Origin of the sequence: Pseudomonas sp. NPDC088890, from assembly GCF_044900155.1 — a bacterium.
GTDB classification, from domain to species: Bacteria; Pseudomonadota; Gammaproteobacteria; order Pseudomonadales; family Pseudomonadaceae; genus Aquipseudomonas; species Aquipseudomonas urmiensis.
Genome location: NZ_JBJDNG010000013.1, coordinates 1 through 15656, shown reverse-complemented (window position 1 = coordinate 15656; position 15656 = coordinate 1). Strand labels below are relative to the sequence as shown.

The window sequence follows — 15656 nt, the reverse complement described above, 5'->3', positions numbered from 1 at the left end:
CAGTTTTTGCTTGATGTTCATCCACGCTCCCGGAATTTTTCTTGTCGATGCATGAGGCAGGTACTAGGGCATCGGCAGGATTCGGGATTGTTGTAGAAAAAAGCCCGTATTTATTGGGCGAGGGCGGGTTTGGTGACTATTCGGTCGTGTCAGGGCTAATATGGCATACCAAAATCAGGCTGCGGTGCTGGGGCCGCGAAGCGACCCCTTTTTTACACGTCAGTGGCAACAGCTTTTGCCATTGGCCAGATCCTTGAGGATCGGACAGTCCGGCCGGTCGTCGCCCTGGCAGTGGGCGACCAGCTCGCTCAAGGTATCGCGCAGGCTCACCAACTCTTCGATCCGCTGGTTCAGGGCCTGGATATGCTCGGTGGCCAGCGCCTTGACGTCGGCGCTGGCACGTTGCCGGTCCTGCCACAGGGTGAGCAGTTTCGCCACCTCATCGAGCGAAAACCCCAAGTCGCGGGAGCGTTTGATGAAGGCCAGGCTGTGCAAATCTTCTTGCTGGTACAGCCGATAACCACTGTCGCTGCGCTGAGCCGGCTTGAGCAAGCCAATCGACTCGTAGTAGCGAATCATCTTGGTACTCAGCCCACTGCGGCGGGCTGCCTGGCCGATGTTCATGGTGCCTCCTGCTGGTCGTCGCTAGGTTTCCAGGTCTTCAGCCACAGGGCATTGCTCACTACGCTGACACTCGACAGCGCCATGGCCGCGCCGGCCAGTACCGGATTGAGCAGACCAAAGGCAGCCAGCGGAATGCCGATCAGGTTGTAGATGAAGGCCCAGAACAGATTCTGACGGATTTTCGCGTAGGTCTTGCGGCTGATTTCCAGCGCCGCTGGCACCAGCCGTGGGTCGCCGCGCATCAGGGTGATGCCCGCCGCGTGCATGGCCACATCGGTGCCACCGCCCATGGCAATGCCGATATCGGCGGCGGCCAGGGCCGGGGCGTCGTTGATGCCATCGCCGACCATCGCGACCACGCCGTCGCGTTTGAGCTGGCCGACCGTGGCGGCTTTGTCGGCTGGCAGCACTTCAGCGTGCACATCATCGATGCCCAGTGCCTCGGCGACCACCTTGGCACTGCCGCGGTTGTCGCCGGTCAGCAAGTGGCTGCTGATACCTTTGCCATGCAAGGCGCGAATGGCGTATTCGGCGCCGGGCTTGAGGCTGTCGCCGAAGGCGAACAGCCCCAGCACCTGGGGTTTAGGGGCCTGTTCGATGAGCCACGACAGGGTGCGGCCTTCGGCCTCCCAGGCCTGCGCCTTGCTGGCCAGGTCGCCCGCGTGCAGCCCGCTTTCATCGAGCAGACGGCGGTTACCCAGCGCCAGTTGGCGATGTTCCACGTGACCGGCGATCCCACGCCCGGTCAGCGACTGGCTGTCGCTGACTTGCGGCACCATCAGGTCCTGCTCGCTGCAGGCATCGAGCACCGCCTTGGCCAGCGGATGCTCGCTGCCGCGCTGCAGGGCACCGGCCAGGCGCAGCAGGTCGGCGTTGTCACCCACCGCAGCCTGGCTATGGACGATGCGCGGGCTGCCGGAGGTGAGTGTGCCAGTCTTGTCGAACACCACCCGGTTGACGGCGTGGGCGCGTTCCAGCGCCTCGGCGTCCTTGATCAGGATGCCGTGCCGGGCAGCGACACCGGTGCCGGCCATGATCGCTGCCGGAGTGGCCAAGCCGAGTGCGCAAGGGCAAGCAATGACCAGTACGGCGACAGCGTTGATCAACGCGGTTTCGATCGGTGCGCCGGCCCACCACCAGCCGAGCAGGGTGAACAGGGCGATCACCAGTACTGCCGGGACGAACACCTGGCTGACCCGATCGACCAGCTTCTGGATCGGCGCCTTGGCCGCCTGGGCATCTTCGACCAGGCGAATGATGCGCGCCAGTACGGTTTCCGTGCCCAGGGCCAGGGTCCGCACCAACAGCCGGCCTTCGCCGTTGATGGCGCCGCCGGTGACGTGGTCGCCGGGCTGCTTGGGCACGGGCAGGCTTTCGCCGCTGATCAACGCTTCGTCGGCGTGGCTGCTGCCTTCGAGCACTTGGCCATCGACTGGGAAGCGTTCACCCGGCTTGACCAGGACTAGGTCGTCCAGGCGCAATTGGCTGATGGCCACGTCTTCCTCACGGCCATCGACCACCCTCAGCGCACGATCCGGCCGTAGCGCTTCAAGTGCACGAATGGCGCTAGCGGTCTGACGTTTGGCGCGGCTTTCCAGGTACTTGCCGAGCAATACCAGGGCGATGACCACCGCCGAGGCTTCGAAATACAGGTGTGGCGCGACGCCCGCTTCGGCCCTGGCCCATTCATACAGGCTTAGGCCATAACCGGCACTGGTGCCCAGCGCGACCAATAGGTCCATGTTACCGGCGCCGGCTCGTACTGCTTTCCAGGCGGCCACGTAGAAGCGAGCGCCGAGGATGAACTGCACCGGCGTGGCGAGCAGGAACTGCGCCCAGGCCGGCAGCATCCAGTGCAGGCCGAATGGCTGGACGATCATCGGCAGCACCAGCGGCAGCGCCAGTATCAGGGCTGCGCCGACTGCCAGGCGTTCTTTGCGCAAGCGCCGCTGCGCTTCGGCCTGGTCATCACGGGCGGCTTGGGGCAGCGCGGCGCTGTAGCCGGCCTGCTCGACTGCGCCGATCAGCACACTGTCGTCGACTGCCTTGAGCACTTCGATATGCGCGCGTTCGCTGGCCAGGTTGACGCTGATCTGCTCGACCCCCGGCACTTTACCCAGGGCCCGTTCGACGCGGCCAGCGCAGCTGGCGCAGGTCATGCCGCCGATCTGCAGCTCGACGCTGCGGGTGGGCACGCCGTAGCCGGCCTGACGCACGGCATCGACCAACTCAGGGAGGCTGTCGGCCGGGGCCTGGACCCGGGCCTGTTCAGTGGCGAGGTTGACGCTGACCTGCTCGGCGCCGGTGACCTTGCGCAGGGCGCGCTCGACTCGGCCGGCGCAGCTGGCACAGGTCATGCCGGAGATCGGCAGGTCGAAGATGGTGGATGCAGACATGGGCTCTCCTCCTTGGACAGGCCCTCAGCATCAACCTTGCCACACGGTCAAGGTCAATAGTCCAAACTGGCCTTGTTCAAATGCAGGCCACTGTGGTCCATGGCAATGCGGTATTTACTGATCTGCCCGGCGTGCAGGGTCAGGCGCTGGCTGTGCTGATTTTCCAGCCCCGGCGCGCAGCCCGGTGCCTGACCCGGCAATAGGCGCAGGCGGATATCCACAGGCCCTGGCGGCAGGTTGAACGAGGTCGATTGTTCTTGGAACAGACGTCCGGACAGTTGGTCATTGAGGTAGACGCCGATTTCGCAGGTGGTGGCCACTTCCAGGCGCTCTCGAGAAATGATCAGCACGCTGTAGTCCGAGTTGCCTTGGGCGCTGGCCTGGGGCACGGCGGCCAGTGCACCCATTAGTCCGACAAGGCCCAATGCTGCCTTGATCATGGTGAATCTCCTGCTTGGCAAAATCGTCAAAGGCGCAGCTTGGCCGAGCTGCGCGCGGATTTCCAGTCCGGTTGATTCACGGGCTACTTGACCTTGTCCCGATGGCAAGCTTGAAACTGCGAAAAACCCATGAGGAGACAGACCCGATGCAAGTATTCAATGTGCAAGGCATGACCTGTGGCCACTGTGTAAAGGCAGTGACAGCGGCGGTGCAGGGGCAGGATGCAGCGGCCAAGGTAGAAGTCGATTTGGCCGCCAAACAGGTGCGTGTGCAAAGCCAGGTTGGGGTTGAGCAGATTCTTGCGGCGATCCGCGATGAAGGCTATCCGGCGGAAGTTGTCTGAAGCCTGAGAGGGCCAGGGACGGTCGTTATTGTTACAAAGGTTTTCATGCTGGTGAGGTGTAGTGCAGGTAGACTAAGGCACTTGCTTAGCCAGCTATGGATTCCTGATGAACCTGCGTTTTGTGCTGATCCTGGGCGCCCTCAGTGCGTTCGGGCCGTTGGCGATTGACTTCTACCTGCCCGCCTTTCCGGCCATGGCGCAGGCTTTTGCGACTGACGAACAACATATCCAGACCACGTTAGCGGCCTATTTCCTGGGCTTGTCCATTGGACAACTGGCCTATGGCCCGGTGGCTGATCGCTTTGGCCGGCGCAAGCCACTGTTGTTTGGCGTGACCTTATTTACCTTGGCCTCGTTGGCCTGCGCCTATGCACCGAATCTGGATACCTTGATCGTCGCGCGCTTCGTCCAGGCCTTGGGCGGTTGCGCCGGCATGGTGTTGTCGCGGGCGATCGTCAGCGACAAATGTGATGCGGTAGCTTCGGCCAAGGTGTTCTCGCAACTGATGTTGGTCATGGGCTTGGCGCCGATTCTTGCGCCAATGCTGGGTGGGGTGCTGGTCAACCTGGCCGGGTGGCAATCGATCTTCCTTGCTTTGAGCCTGTTCAGTGCCGCATGCCTGTTGGCCGTGAGCTTGGGGCTGCCGGAGAGCTTCCCGGCGGGTATGCCACGCCAGCCACTCTCAGGCGCATTTCGCCAATACTGGCGTCTGTTGCGGGATCGGGTCTTCATCGGCCATGCGCTGACCGGGGGCACCGCCATTGCCGGCATGTTTGCCTACATCGCCGGCTCGCCCTTCGTGTTCATCAAGTTGTATGGCGTGCCGCCTGAGCATTACGGATGGCTGTTCGGCACCAACGCTGCCGGCTTCATCCTGATGGCACAGGTCAATGCGCGGCTGCTGGCCAAACGTGGTCCGGCATTCTTGCTGGCACGGGCGGTCTGGCTGTATCTGGCGGCGGGGTTGCTGTTGCTGGGCGTAGCGGCGTTGCGTCCCGCACAGCTTTGGCCGCTGTTGGTGCCATTGTTCGTCTGTATCGCCAGCCTGGGCTGCATCATCCCCAACGCTTCGGCCTGTGCCATGAGTGGTCAGGGCGCACGTGCCGGCAGTGCCTCGGCGTTGATGGGCTGCCTGCAGTTCAGCGTGGCCGCAGGCGCGGCAGCGTTGGTCAGCTTGCTGCACGATGGCAGTGCGGTGCCGATGGCGCTGGTTATCAGCCTGTGCGGCGCGCTGGTGGTCAGTGTCGCGATGATGACTCGGCGCTTGCAGGCCAAACATCGGGTGTAAACGAGTGGGGCGCCTGCAGGCGCGCTTCCAGCGTGGCGACAAACGCGCGCGCCTCAGCCTCACTGCGAAAACTCACCACATGCTGATCGAGCCGGACTTGCCAGGGGCAATTGGGCTGACGGTTCGACGCACTGACGACAATTTTCATCGCGGCATACCTCCAGAGATCGAGAGCGGCTCAAGTTTAGCGCTGCTGCTCGGCCTCGCCATGACTTCTAGGCGGTGTCCTGACTGGCGGTCGTGGCCGTAGCTTCTACGATCGAGCATGTCCAGTTGGGGCAGCCCTGAGGTCGAAGGGATGCATCTCATTTATGCGCTGTAATTGGGGAAGTTGCTTGTCAGTACAGTCTTCAGAGTTTTCTGACATGAGCGCCGGCTAATCTAGCTACGCCGTTGATTTGATGGATGTATTAGCCAAGTCGAGTCACTGGCTAGCCGTAATGTTCCTGATCGGCGCCTTGTTATGGGGCGCTATACCCAACCCATTTTCGGCTATTGGCCGCCGATTGCAGGTAAATGTGCAGGCCTGCACGCGGCTTATACTGGCTGCGGCCTCTAACGGCAGCGAGAGATACTTCCCCGCCAGGGAACGGCACTGCTTTGGCTCATCTGGGCCTTGGCTACTCATGCGTGAGCGTCGCCAAATTTGGCCTACAGCCTCTGGATGCGCGCCCTTGGCAGGTGCGTTAACCGCGCTGTCGTGGTTGGCCATCGCCATCAGACGTGATCTTCCAGGGAGTTACAGGGATATGAGTGCAGTGAGTAGTATCAGCCAGATTGCCGGCCTGATGGCCGACCCCAAGCGCAGCGCCATGTTGTGGGCGCTGATCGACGGTTTGCCGCGTCCTGCCGATGAACTGGCGTCGATGATCGGCGTCACCTCCTCATCAGCCTGTGCGCACCTTACCTTGCTGTCGTCGGCTGGCTTGTTGAAGCACGAGGCGCGTGGTCGCAAACGATTTTTCCGCTTGGCCACACCGGAAGTGGGGGCCGCGGTTGAAGCTCTGGCCAGCCTGCGGCTGGATGATCTTCGGTTGCGCAACAGCCAGTTCAAACCCTTGCAGGTACCGCTGTCGATGCGCCGGGCGAGACGTTGCTCAAGTCATATGGGTGGTGAGTTGGCCGCAGAGTTGCTCGAGCGGTTGATCGCTTCCGGCTGGTTGGAAGGACACGACCAGCAACTGCGGGTTAGTCAGGAAGGGCGCGTGCAACTGGCGGCCCTTGGCGTCTACATCGAAGCGTTGGCGCAGCGACAGCAGGGCAGTTGTACCGTGTGCCACTGCAATGAATGGAGTGACCAAGGGCCTCATTTAGGCGGCAGCCTAGGGCAGGCACTGCTGAAGTTGTTCCTACAATCGGGCTGGATACAGGAACAGGAAGGCTCCAGGGCACTGCAGATATCCCCATTAGGGATTCAGCAGATCAACCGTATCGCTCGGCTGCAGCCCACATTGCAGGTCGGTTAGGCCGCCTGCAATGCGCTGTCGCGGATAAGTCAGATCAGCCGGGCATCCAGGCTGTTCTGAGCCAGGCGGCGGGCTTGGTCTTCGGTCATGCCCAGGTGGGTGTGAAGCGCATGGAAGTTTTCGGTGACATAGCCGCCAAAGTAGGCCGGGTCATCTGAGTTGACCGTGACTTTCACGCCGCGCTCGAGCATGTCGAGGATGTTGTGTTGGCTCATGTGGTCGAACACGCAGAGCTTGGTGTTGGACAGCGGGCAGACGGTCAGCGGGATCTGCTCATCGATGATGCGCTGCATCAGGCGTTCGTCCTCGATGGCGCGTACGCCATGGTCGATGCGCTTGATCTTCAGCAGATCCAGGGCTTCCCAGATGTACTCAGGAGGGCCTTCTTCGCCAGCGTGGGCGACCGCCACGAAGCCTTCGCTGCGGGCGCGGTCGAAGACGCGCTGGAACTTGCTCGGTGGATGGCCCTTTTCCGAGCTGTCCAGGCCAACGGCAATAAAGGCATCGCGAAACGGCAGCGCCTGGTCGAGGGTCTTTTGTGCTTCTTCTTCACTGAGGTGGCGCAAGAAACTCAGGATCAGGCCGCTGCTGATGCCCAGTTGCTCATGGCCATCCTTGAGGGCCTGGCGAATGCCGGTCAAGACTACTTCGAACGGGATGCCTCGGTCAGTGTGGGTCTGCGGGTCGAAGAACGGCTCGGTGTGGATAACGTTCTGCGCTTTGCAGCGTTGCAGGTAGGCCCAGGTCAGGTCGTAGAAATCTTGCTCGGTACGCAGGACATCAGCGCCCTGGTAGTACAGGTCGAGAAATTCCTGCAGGTTGTTGAACGCGTATGCGCTGCGCAGGGTTTCCACATCTGCCCACGGCAGGGCGATCTTGTTGCGTGCGGCCAGGGCGAACAGCAGCTCAGGCTCCAGCGAGCCCTCCAGGTGCATGTGCAGTTCCGCCTTGGGCAAGGCGTTTAGCCAGTCGTACATGTATGCAAATCTCGAATCAGGAACGGTTGGCGGTCATTCTACAGGGCCAGGCCGCGCAATGCGCCCAGCCTGGCCCTAGAGCATCAACCGGCGATCAGTTGCGCCGCTGCCTGTCGGTGATTGGCGATCAGGCCTTGCACATCCAAGCCTTCGATTTGCCCATCGATCACCCGCCAATTGCCGCCAACCATGACCCGATCGGCGCGGTCGGCGCCGCACAGTAGCAGCGCCGACAGTGGGTCGTGGCTGCCGGAGAAGCGCAGTTCGTCGAGCTTGAACAAGGCCAGGTCGGCCTGCTTGCCTACTGCCAGCTGGCCAATATCGCTGCGTCCGAGCAGACGTGCCGAACCGCGCGTGGCCCAGCCCAGTGCACGCTCAGGGGTGATCTGTTCGGCGCCATAGCGCAAGCGCTGCAAGTACAGGGCCTGGCGCGCTTCAAGGATCATGTTCGAGGCATCGTTCGAGGCCGAGCCATCTACCCCCAGGCCGACTGGGGCTCCGGCGGTTTCCAGGTCGACAGTCGGGCAGATGCCGGATGCCAGGCGCATGTTGGAACTTGGGCAATGGCAAATGCCAGTACCGGCGGCGCCCAGGCGGGCGATTTCATCGGGGTTGAAATGAATGCCATGAGCCAGCCAGGTACGCGGGCCCAGCCAGCCGACGCTGTCGAGGTAATCCACAGTACGCAGGCCAAAACGTTGCAGGCAGAAGTCCTCTTCGTCGAGGGTTTCGGCCAGGTGGGTATGCAAGCGCACGTCCAGTTCTTCGGCAAGTACGGCGCTGGCGCGCATGATTTCTGGAGTGACCGAGAACGGCGAGCAGGGCGCCAGGGCGATCTGGATCTGCGCGCCATCGCCGCGCTCATGGTAGCTGTGGATAAGTCGCTGGCTGTCGGCCAGGATCACTTCGCCCTGTTGCACCGTCTGTTGCGGTGGCAGGCCGCCATCGTCCTCACCCAGGCTCATCGAGCCGCGCGTGAGCATGGCGCGCATGCCCAGTTTGCGCACTGCCTCGACCTGTACGTCGATGGCGTTGTCCAGGCCCTGAGGGAATAGGTAATGGTGATCAGCCGCAGTGGTGCAGCCCGACAGCAGCAATTCGGCCAAGGCGACCTGGCTGGCCAGCTCCAGCTTGGCCGGGGTCAGCCGCGCCCACACTGGGTACAGGGTCTTCAGCCAGGGGAACAGGGGTTGGTTGACCACCGGCGCCCAGGCGCGGGTCAGGGTCTGGTAGAAGTGGTGATGGGTGTTGATTAGGCCGGGCAGGATGACGTGCTCGCGGGCATCGAAAACCTGATCGCAGGGCGCGCTGGGGCTCTCGCCGAGGGCTAGAAGTTGAGTGATGCGGCCGTCTTCGATGACCAGTCCGCCGCGTGCGTCGGCGTCGTTGGCAGTGAAGATGGCAAGGGGGGATTTCAACCAGGTACGGGTCGCAGGCATGGTGCCGGCTCCTCTGAAAGTGGGTTCAGGTAAGCCAGCTCAGTTTTGCCCTGTCTGCTGATCCAGGTTCGCCGCGGGGGCGAGGCATCGAGTCTACTGCCTCGCCCGCCGGCTTTCAATTCACCAGATGAGGGCTTCGCCTTTGTAGTTGATGAAGCGCAGGCCACCATTACCGCTTTGCGCCTTGATCTGCTCAAGCATGCCGCGGGTGCTGGTGAGCACGTCGATCTCGGCGTTTTCGCCGCCCATGGCAGTCTTCACCCAACCTGGGTGCATGGCCAGCACGCTGAGGTCGGGGCGCTGCAGCTCGACCGCGAAGCTGTTGATCATCGAGTTCAGCGCGGCCTTGCTGGCTTTGTACAGAGGGATCTCGCCGCCATCGGGAATGGTTACGCTGCCGAGGATCGAGCTCATGAAGGCCAGCACGCCATGGCCTTCGCGCAACTGGTCAGCCAGGCGCCGGGCGACCCTGATCGGCGCCACGGCGTTGGTCATGAACAGATCGCCAATCTGCTGGCTGTTTACCGCTTCCAGATCCTGCGGCAACGGTCCCATCACACCGGCATTGACGAACAACAGATCCAGCACCTGGCCATGCAGGCGCTGTTGCAGTGCATCCAACTGCTCGGTGTCGTTCATTTCCAGGGTTTCGATCTGTACCCCGGCAATAGTGCCCAGCTCGCCGGGGTTTTGCGCATCGCGCACGGTAGCGATGATGTTCCAGCCATCTTCGTGCAGGCGCTGCACCAGACCCAGGCCCAGGCCACGCGAGGCGCCGATGATCAAGGCTGTCTTGTTTGCAGGCATTTCGATACTCCTTCACAAAAGGGGGGCGTGTTAGCGGCCGTTACCGGAATTCGCAGCGTAGCTGCTGCGCATTGCCCAGTCGCTGTTCCCGATGCACGGCTGATTAAAAAATGTACAGTTGGCCGGGAAGCTTACGGCGTCAGCTCCAAGCCAGATGGTTCACGGGTTATCCACAGGCTCCTCCACAGTATTTGTGTGCAAGCCCAAGCCTGTGAATTAGTGGGGCCTAGCGAGCTGAAATCCCTGCTGATTGGGGATAACTAACTGAAATATGGTCATTTGCATGACCGTCATGAAAATGTGATCAAAATATGCTCAATGGCTCGGATGCCTTGTGATTCGTGGCTTGCACGAGAGTGCCCCAAGCTTATCCACAGGCAGGCCCACAATAGCTGTGGGCAAACGCTTCAGCAGGGTTGCAGCAGGATCCGTCCACGACTGAGGTCGGCCAGCTGGCGTTGCAGTGCATCAAGATGCGCTGCGCCCACCGCCAGCTGCAAATCTACGCCATTGGCGGTGAACTGCTCATCGAGTACCAGCCCGTCGACTTCGGCCAAGCGCAACTTGAGTAGCGCAAGTTCGCTGAAGCTGCAGCTGCAGCGATACTCGCTGCGCTGCACCAACAAGCGTTTGGGCGCCTGTTGCAGGCATTTGTTCGCCCCGCCGCCATAAGCTCGGGCCAGGCCGCCGGTACCCAGTTGAATGCCGCCGTACCAACGAATCACCAACACCACCACCTGATCGCAATCCTGGGCTTCGATGGCCGCGAGTATGGGGCGGCCAGCGGTGCCGCCGGGTTCGCCGTCGTCGCTGCTGCGGTATTGGTCACCCAGCTTCCAGGCCCAACAGTTATGAGTCGCGGCCAGATCACTGTGGCGTTCGATGAAGCTCATCGCCTCGGCGGCGCTGCTGATCGGGCCGGCGAGGGTGATGAAACGGCTCTTGCGGATCTCTTCACGAAACTCGCAAAGCTCGAGCAGGGTAGAAGGCATAAGTCCGGGTCAGGCAGGCGAGTGAATGCCGCAGCCTTTAAGAATGATGTGGATAAGGTTGTTGCTGGCATCTTCCATGTCTTGCTTGGTCAGGCGGCTTCGGCCGGTAACCTGGCAGATCTGCGTGGAGAAGTCGGCATAGTGCTGGGTACTGCCCCACAGCAGGAAGATCAGGTGCACCGGGTCGACCGGGTCCATCTTGCCGGCGTCGATCCAGGCTTGGAACACGGCGGCGCGGCCGCGGAACCACTCACGGTAGTCGGCGCTGAAGTACTCGCTCAGGCATTCGCCGCCGCTGATCACTTCCATCGCGAAGATTCGCGAGGCCTGAGGGTTGCGGCGCGAGAACTCCATCTTGGTGCGGATGTATTGGCTCAATGCCGGGCCTGGATCGTCATCGACGCTCAGGGCGTTGAAGGTGCTGTCCCACAATTCGATGATGTTGCTCAAAACCGCGATGTACAGGCCCAGCTTGTTGGTGAAGTAATAATGCAGGTTGGCCTTGGGCAAGCCGGCTTTCAAGGCGATGGTGTTCATGCTGGTGCCCTTGAAGCCGTGGCGGGCGAACTCGTCTTCGGCGGCCTGGATGATGGCCTGTTCGTTCTTCTGGCGAATGCGGCCAGCGGGCTTGCCCGAGGCGGAGAGGCGATGCGCAGGGACTTCTAGGGTCATGGACGATTCCGTGCCAGTCGGAGTAAACGGATGTCCGACAGATTACCTGCCTGGGCCGAAGTGACAAGCATTAGCGTGTCGCCGCCAGGCTTTCCAGGAAACTTTCCAATACAAGATTTGGCCGGCGCCCTTTACGCGTTACCCAACTCAGGCTCAATTCGTAGTGGCGTTGGGACGGTTTGAGTGCCCGCAGGCGCCCCTGCTGGACCCAGAAGCTGGCGTAGTGGTCGGGCAGGTAGCCAATAAAGCGCCCGGTCAGGATCAGAAACGCCATGCCTTCGCGGTCCGAGGCACTCGCCGTGCAGTGCAAGGCCTGATAATGCGCCTGGATGTCGGCTGGCAGGCGGAAGGTTGGGGCGATGGCATCCTGACTATTCAAGCGCTCGTCGTCGATCTTCTGGTCTTCGGCGTAGAACAGTGGGTGGCCCACCGCGCAGTACAGCAGCGAACGCTCACTATACAGCGGTTGGTATTCCAGGCCTGACAGCGGACTGGTCTGCGGCACCACGCCGACATGCAGGCTGCCATCGAGCACGCCTTGTTCGACCTGGCTCGGGGCGATCATGCGAATCTGGATACGCACGTCCGGCCCGCGGTCCTTGAGTTCGGCCAAGGCATGGGTAATGCGCATGTGCGGCAGGGTCACCAGGTTGTCGGTGAGGCCGATGTTCAGTTCACCGCGCAGATGCTGGTGCAGGCCATTGACCTCGGTGCGGAAGGTTTCGATGGCGCTGAGCAGTTGCAGGGCCGAATGGTAGACATCGCGGCCTTCCTCGGTCAGCGAGAACCCGGCGCGACCGCGCTGGCACAGGCGCAGGCCGAGGCGCTGCTCAAGATCGCTCATTTGCTGGCTGATCGCCGAGCGGCCGATGCCCAGGACATTCTCTGCTGCCGAGAAACCGCCGCACTCGACCACGCTGCGGTAGATCTTCAACAGGCGGATGTCGAAATCACTGACCTGGGCGAGGGGATCGGGGCGTCGGCTCATTAGTTTAGTCCGCTGCTAACTTAAGATTAGAAATGTTGGCTTTTCTAGACTTTATCCGCGTGACAAGTTAGCTGCAACAACACACATCGTTGCCTAATCGTCTTCCGAGGAACCGCCGATGAACATGCCCGAAACCGCGCCTTCCGGTATCGCCAGCCAGCTCAAGCTGGACGCCCACTGGATGCCGTACACCGCCAACCGTAACTTCCAGCGCGACCCCAGGTTGATCGTGGCCGCCGAAGGCAGCTACCTGGTCGACGACAAGGGCCGCAAGATCTTCGACGCCCTGTCTGGTCTGTGGACCTGCGGCGCCGGGCATACTCGCAAGGAAATCACCGAGGCAGTCGCCCGCCAGGTCGGCGTGCTGGACTACTCGCCGGCGTTTCAGTTCGGCCACCCGCTGTCGTTCCAGCTGGCAGAAAAAATTACCGAGCTGACCCCGGGTGATCTGAACCATGTGTTCTTCACCAACTCGGGTTCCGAATGCGCCGACACCGCGCTGAAGATGGTGCGTGCCTACTGGCGCCTCAAGGGGCAGGCGACCAAGACCAAGATCATTGGCCGTGCCCGTGGCTATCACGGGGTGAACATCGCCGGCACCAGCCTGGGCGGCGTCAATGGCAACCGCAAGATGTTCGGCCAGTTGCTGGATGTCGATCACCTGCCGCACACCGTGCTGCCGGTCAACGCCTACTCCAAGGGTTTGCCGGAAGAGGGCGGTATTGCCCTGGCCGACGAGATGCTCAAGCTGATCGAGCTGCATGACGCCTCGAACATCGCTGCCGTGATCGTCGAGCCGCTGGCAGGCTCGGCCGGCGTACTGCCGCCACCGAAGGGCTATCTGAAGCGGCTGCGCGAGATCTGCACGCAGCACAACATCCTGCTGATCTTTGACGAAGTGATCACCGGTTTCGGTCGCATGGGCGCCATGACGGGTGCTGAAGCATTCGGTGTGACTCCGGACTTGATGTGCATCGCCAAGCAGGTCACCAACGGTGCGATTCCGATGGGCGCGGTGATCGCGACCAGCGAGATCTACCAGACCTTCATGAACCAGCCGACCCCGGAATACGCCGTGGAATTCCCCCATGGCTACACCTATTCCGCGCACCCGGTGGCATGCGCTGCCGGCATTGCCGCGCTGGACCTGTTGCAGAAGGAAAACCTGGTGCAGTCGGCCGCCGAGCTGGCACCGCACTTCGAGAAGCTGCTGCACGGCGTCAAGGGCAGCAAGAATATCGTCGACATCCGTAACTACGGCCTGGCCGGTGCGATCCAGATCGCCGCACGCGATGGCGATGCCATTGTCCGTCCATATGAAGTGGCGATGAAGCTGTGGCAGAAAGGCTTCTATGTCCGCTACGGCGGTGACACCCTGCAGTTCGGGCCGACCTTCAACACCCAGCCGCAAGAGCTCGATCGTTTGTTCGACGCGGTGGGCGAGACCCTGAACCAGATCGACTGATCCTTTCGACTTCGACGGCAGGCGCGCACAGCCGCGCCTGTTTCATCTTTCTTGTTTCTGGAGTTATGCATGAGCATCGTTCAGCACCTGATCAATGGCGAGCTGGTTACCAAGGGCGAGCGCACCGCCGATGTTTTCAATCCTTCCACCGGCCAGGCCGTGCGCAAGGTCGAGTTGGCCAGCCGGGCTACCGTGCAAGAGGCTATCGATTCGGCCAAGGCGGCGTTCCCGGCCTGGCGTAATACGCCGCCGGCCAAACGCGCCCAGGTGATGTTCCGTTTCAAGCAACTGCTTGAGCAGAACGAGGAAAAGATCTCGCAGATGATCAGCGAAGAGCACGGCAAGACCCTCGAGGACGCTGCGGGTGAGCTCAAGCGTGGCATTGAGAACGTCGAGTTCGCCTGCGCGGCACCTGAAGTGCTCAAGGGCGAGTACAGCCGCAACGTCGGCCCGAACATCGATGCCTGGTCTGATTTCCAGCCGCTGGGTGTGGTTGCCGGGATTACCCCGTTCAACTTCCCGGCCATGGTTCCGCTGTGGATGTACCCGCTGGCGATCGCTTGCGGTAACGCCTTCATCCTCAAGCCATCGGAGCGCGATCCAAGTTCGACCCTGTACATCGCCCAGCTGCTGCTTGAGGCTGGCCTGCCTAAAGGCATCCTCAATGTGGTGCATGGCGACAAGGAAGCGGTCGATGCGCTGATCGAGGCACCAGAGGTGAAAGCCCTGAGTTTCGTCGGTTCGACCCCGATTGCCGAGTACATCTATGCCGAAGGCACCAAGCGCGGCAAGCGCGTGCAGGCCTTGGGCGGCGCCAAGAACCACGCCGTGGTGATGCCAGACGCCGACCTGGACAACGCCGTCAGTGCACTGATGGGCGCTGCGTACGGTTCCTGTGGCGAGCGTTGCATGGCTATTTCGGTTGCGGTGTGCGTGGGTGACCAGGCCGCTGATGCGCTAATCGCCAAGCTCGAACCGCAGATCAAGGCGCTGAAGATCGGTGCCGGCACCTCTTGTGGCTTAGACATGGGCCCACTGGTGACCGCCGCTGCACGTGACAAAGTGGTTGGCTATATAGATGACGGCGTTGCCGCCGGTGCCAAGCTGGTGGTCGATGGTCGTGGCTACCGGGTTTCGGGAAATGAAGATGGCTACTTTGTAGGGGGGACGCTGTTCGACAACGTCACGCCTGAAATGCGCATCTATAAAGAAGAGATCTTCGGCCCGGTGCTGTGTGTGGTTCGCGTCAACAGCCTGGAGCAGGCCATGCAGTTGATCAACGATCACGAGTATGGCAACGGCACCTGCATCTTTACCCGTGATGGCGAGGCCGCGCGGCTGTTCTGCGACGAGATCGAAGTGGGTATGGTTGGCGTCAACGTGCCGCTGCCGGTACCGGTGGCCTATCACAGCTTCGGGGGTTGGAAGCGTTCGCTGTTCGGCGACCTGCATGCCTACGGCCCGGATGGCGTGCGCTTCTATACCCGTCGCAAGGCGATCACTCAGCGCTGGCCACAGCGCAAGAGCCATGAAGCCTCGCAGTTCGCTTTCCCTAGCCTCTAACAGAGGTGGGCAGAAGCGGGGAGGCCGAAGGCCTCCCCGCTTTGCTTTTAGCGCTTTAACTGCATTGCCGCTCTCTGTTGAGCCCTGCTGCACCTGTGGGAGCGGGCTCGCCCCGCGATTCTGACCCTAATTTCAACAATATTACGGTTTATTGAAATTAAGGGTTGACGGCCTCTCAGATCCCCTTATAATGCG

The 15656-nt window shown here is 61.5% G+C and carries 15 protein-coding genes; 5 read left to right on the top strand and 10 right to left on the bottom strand.

Annotated features, from left to right (window positions below):
- Nucleotides 1–219 precede the first annotated feature (219 nt).
- The 3 genes from cueR to ACI2JX_RS21785 are packed head-to-tail and all read right to left on the bottom strand — an operon-like array spanning nucleotide 220 to nucleotide 3460.
- Nucleotides 220–624, bottom strand: a complete 405-nt coding sequence (cueR, locus tag ACI2JX_RS21795; protein ID WP_186555497.1) for a Cu(I)-responsive transcriptional regulator — start codon at nucleotides 622–624, stop codon at nucleotides 220–222.
- Nucleotides 621–3020, bottom strand: coding sequence for a heavy metal translocating P-type ATPase (locus tag ACI2JX_RS21790; RefSeq protein ID WP_404690965.1), 2400 nt, complete (start codon nucleotides 3018–3020; stop codon nucleotides 621–623). Before ACI2JX_RS21790 ends, cueR begins: the two co-directional genes overlap by 4 nt.
- A 53-nt stretch (nucleotides 3021–3073) precedes the next feature.
- On the bottom strand, nucleotides 3074–3460 hold the full coding sequence (locus ACI2JX_RS21785) for a hypothetical protein (protein ID WP_186555495.1): 387 nt from the start codon (nucleotides 3458–3460) through the stop codon (nucleotides 3074–3076).
- A gap of 146 nt (nucleotides 3461–3606) precedes the next feature.
- On the opposite strand from ACI2JX_RS21785, the gene ACI2JX_RS21780 reads away from it, so the two are divergent.
- Nucleotides 3607–3804 carry a heavy-metal-associated domain-containing protein gene (locus ACI2JX_RS21780; RefSeq protein WP_264235599.1) on the top strand — a complete coding sequence of 66 codons (198 nt, stop codon included), beginning with the start codon at nucleotides 3607–3609 and terminating at the stop codon, nucleotides 3802–3804.
- A gap of 106 nt (nucleotides 3805–3910) precedes the next feature.
- Nucleotides 3911–5092, top strand: a complete 1182-nt coding sequence (locus ACI2JX_RS21775) for a multidrug effflux MFS transporter (RefSeq protein WP_264235600.1) — start codon at nucleotides 3911–3913, stop codon at nucleotides 5090–5092.
- Here the strand turns inward: ACI2JX_RS21775 and ACI2JX_RS21770 are convergent.
- Nucleotides 5043–5240 (bottom strand): hypothetical protein, encoded by a 198-nt coding sequence (locus tag ACI2JX_RS21770; RefSeq protein WP_264235601.1) that lies wholly within the window; start codon nucleotides 5238–5240, stop codon nucleotides 5043–5045. The two genes, ACI2JX_RS21775 and ACI2JX_RS21770, sit on opposite strands and share 50 nt — an antisense overlap.
- Nucleotides 5241–5841: 601 nt before the next feature.
- Here ACI2JX_RS21770 and ACI2JX_RS21765 point away from each other — a divergent pair.
- Nucleotides 5842–6558, top strand: coding sequence for a helix-turn-helix transcriptional regulator (locus ACI2JX_RS21765; protein ID WP_264235603.1), 717 nt, complete (start codon nucleotides 5842–5844; stop codon nucleotides 6556–6558).
- Between the two features lie 29 nt (nucleotides 6559–6587).
- Here ACI2JX_RS21765 and ACI2JX_RS21760 read toward each other — a convergent pair whose 3' ends face one another.
- The 6 genes from ACI2JX_RS21760 to ACI2JX_RS21735 all read right to left on the bottom strand — a co-directional run bounded on the left by ACI2JX_RS21760 (nucleotide 6588) and on the right by ACI2JX_RS21735 (nucleotide 12433).
- A complete protein-coding gene (locus ACI2JX_RS21760; protein WP_404690964.1) occupies nucleotides 6588–7535 on the bottom strand; it encodes an adenosine deaminase in 948 nt (315 codons plus the stop codon).
- Nucleotides 7536–7618: 83 nt separating this feature from the next.
- Complete coding sequence (locus tag ACI2JX_RS21755; RefSeq protein ID WP_264235606.1) at nucleotides 7619–8974, bottom strand: 8-oxoguanine deaminase; 1356 nt, start codon at nucleotides 8972–8974, stop codon at nucleotides 7619–7621.
- Nucleotides 8975–9094: 120 nt separating this feature from the next.
- Nucleotides 9095–9781 (bottom strand): SDR family oxidoreductase, encoded by a 687-nt coding sequence (locus ACI2JX_RS21750; protein ID WP_404690963.1) that lies wholly within the window; start codon nucleotides 9779–9781, stop codon nucleotides 9095–9097.
- 407 nt (nucleotides 9782–10188) lie between these two features.
- Complete coding sequence (locus tag ACI2JX_RS21745; RefSeq protein ID WP_404690962.1) at nucleotides 10189–10773, bottom strand: IMPACT family protein; 585 nt, start codon at nucleotides 10771–10773, stop codon at nucleotides 10189–10191.
- A gap of 9 nt (nucleotides 10774–10782) precedes the next feature.
- Complete coding sequence (locus ACI2JX_RS21740; RefSeq protein WP_186555488.1) at nucleotides 10783–11445, bottom strand: TetR/AcrR family transcriptional regulator; 663 nt, start codon at nucleotides 11443–11445, stop codon at nucleotides 10783–10785.
- A 70-nt stretch (nucleotides 11446–11515) separates the two neighbouring features.
- Nucleotides 11516–12433 carry a LysR family transcriptional regulator gene (locus tag ACI2JX_RS21735; RefSeq protein WP_264235609.1) on the bottom strand — a complete coding sequence of 306 codons (918 nt, stop codon included), beginning with the start codon at nucleotides 12431–12433 and terminating at the stop codon, nucleotides 11516–11518.
- Nucleotides 12434–12551: 118 nt separating this feature from the next.
- On the opposite strand from ACI2JX_RS21735, the gene ACI2JX_RS21730 reads away from it, so the two are divergent.
- On the top strand, nucleotides 12552–13898 hold the full coding sequence (locus ACI2JX_RS21730) for an aspartate aminotransferase family protein (RefSeq protein WP_404690961.1): 1347 nt from the start codon (nucleotides 12552–12554) through the stop codon (nucleotides 13896–13898).
- 69 nt (nucleotides 13899–13967) lie between these two features.
- Nucleotides 13968–15461, top strand: coding sequence for a CoA-acylating methylmalonate-semialdehyde dehydrogenase (locus ACI2JX_RS21725; RefSeq protein ID WP_186555485.1), 1494 nt, complete (start codon nucleotides 13968–13970; stop codon nucleotides 15459–15461).
- Nucleotides 15462–15656 lie beyond the last annotated feature (195 nt).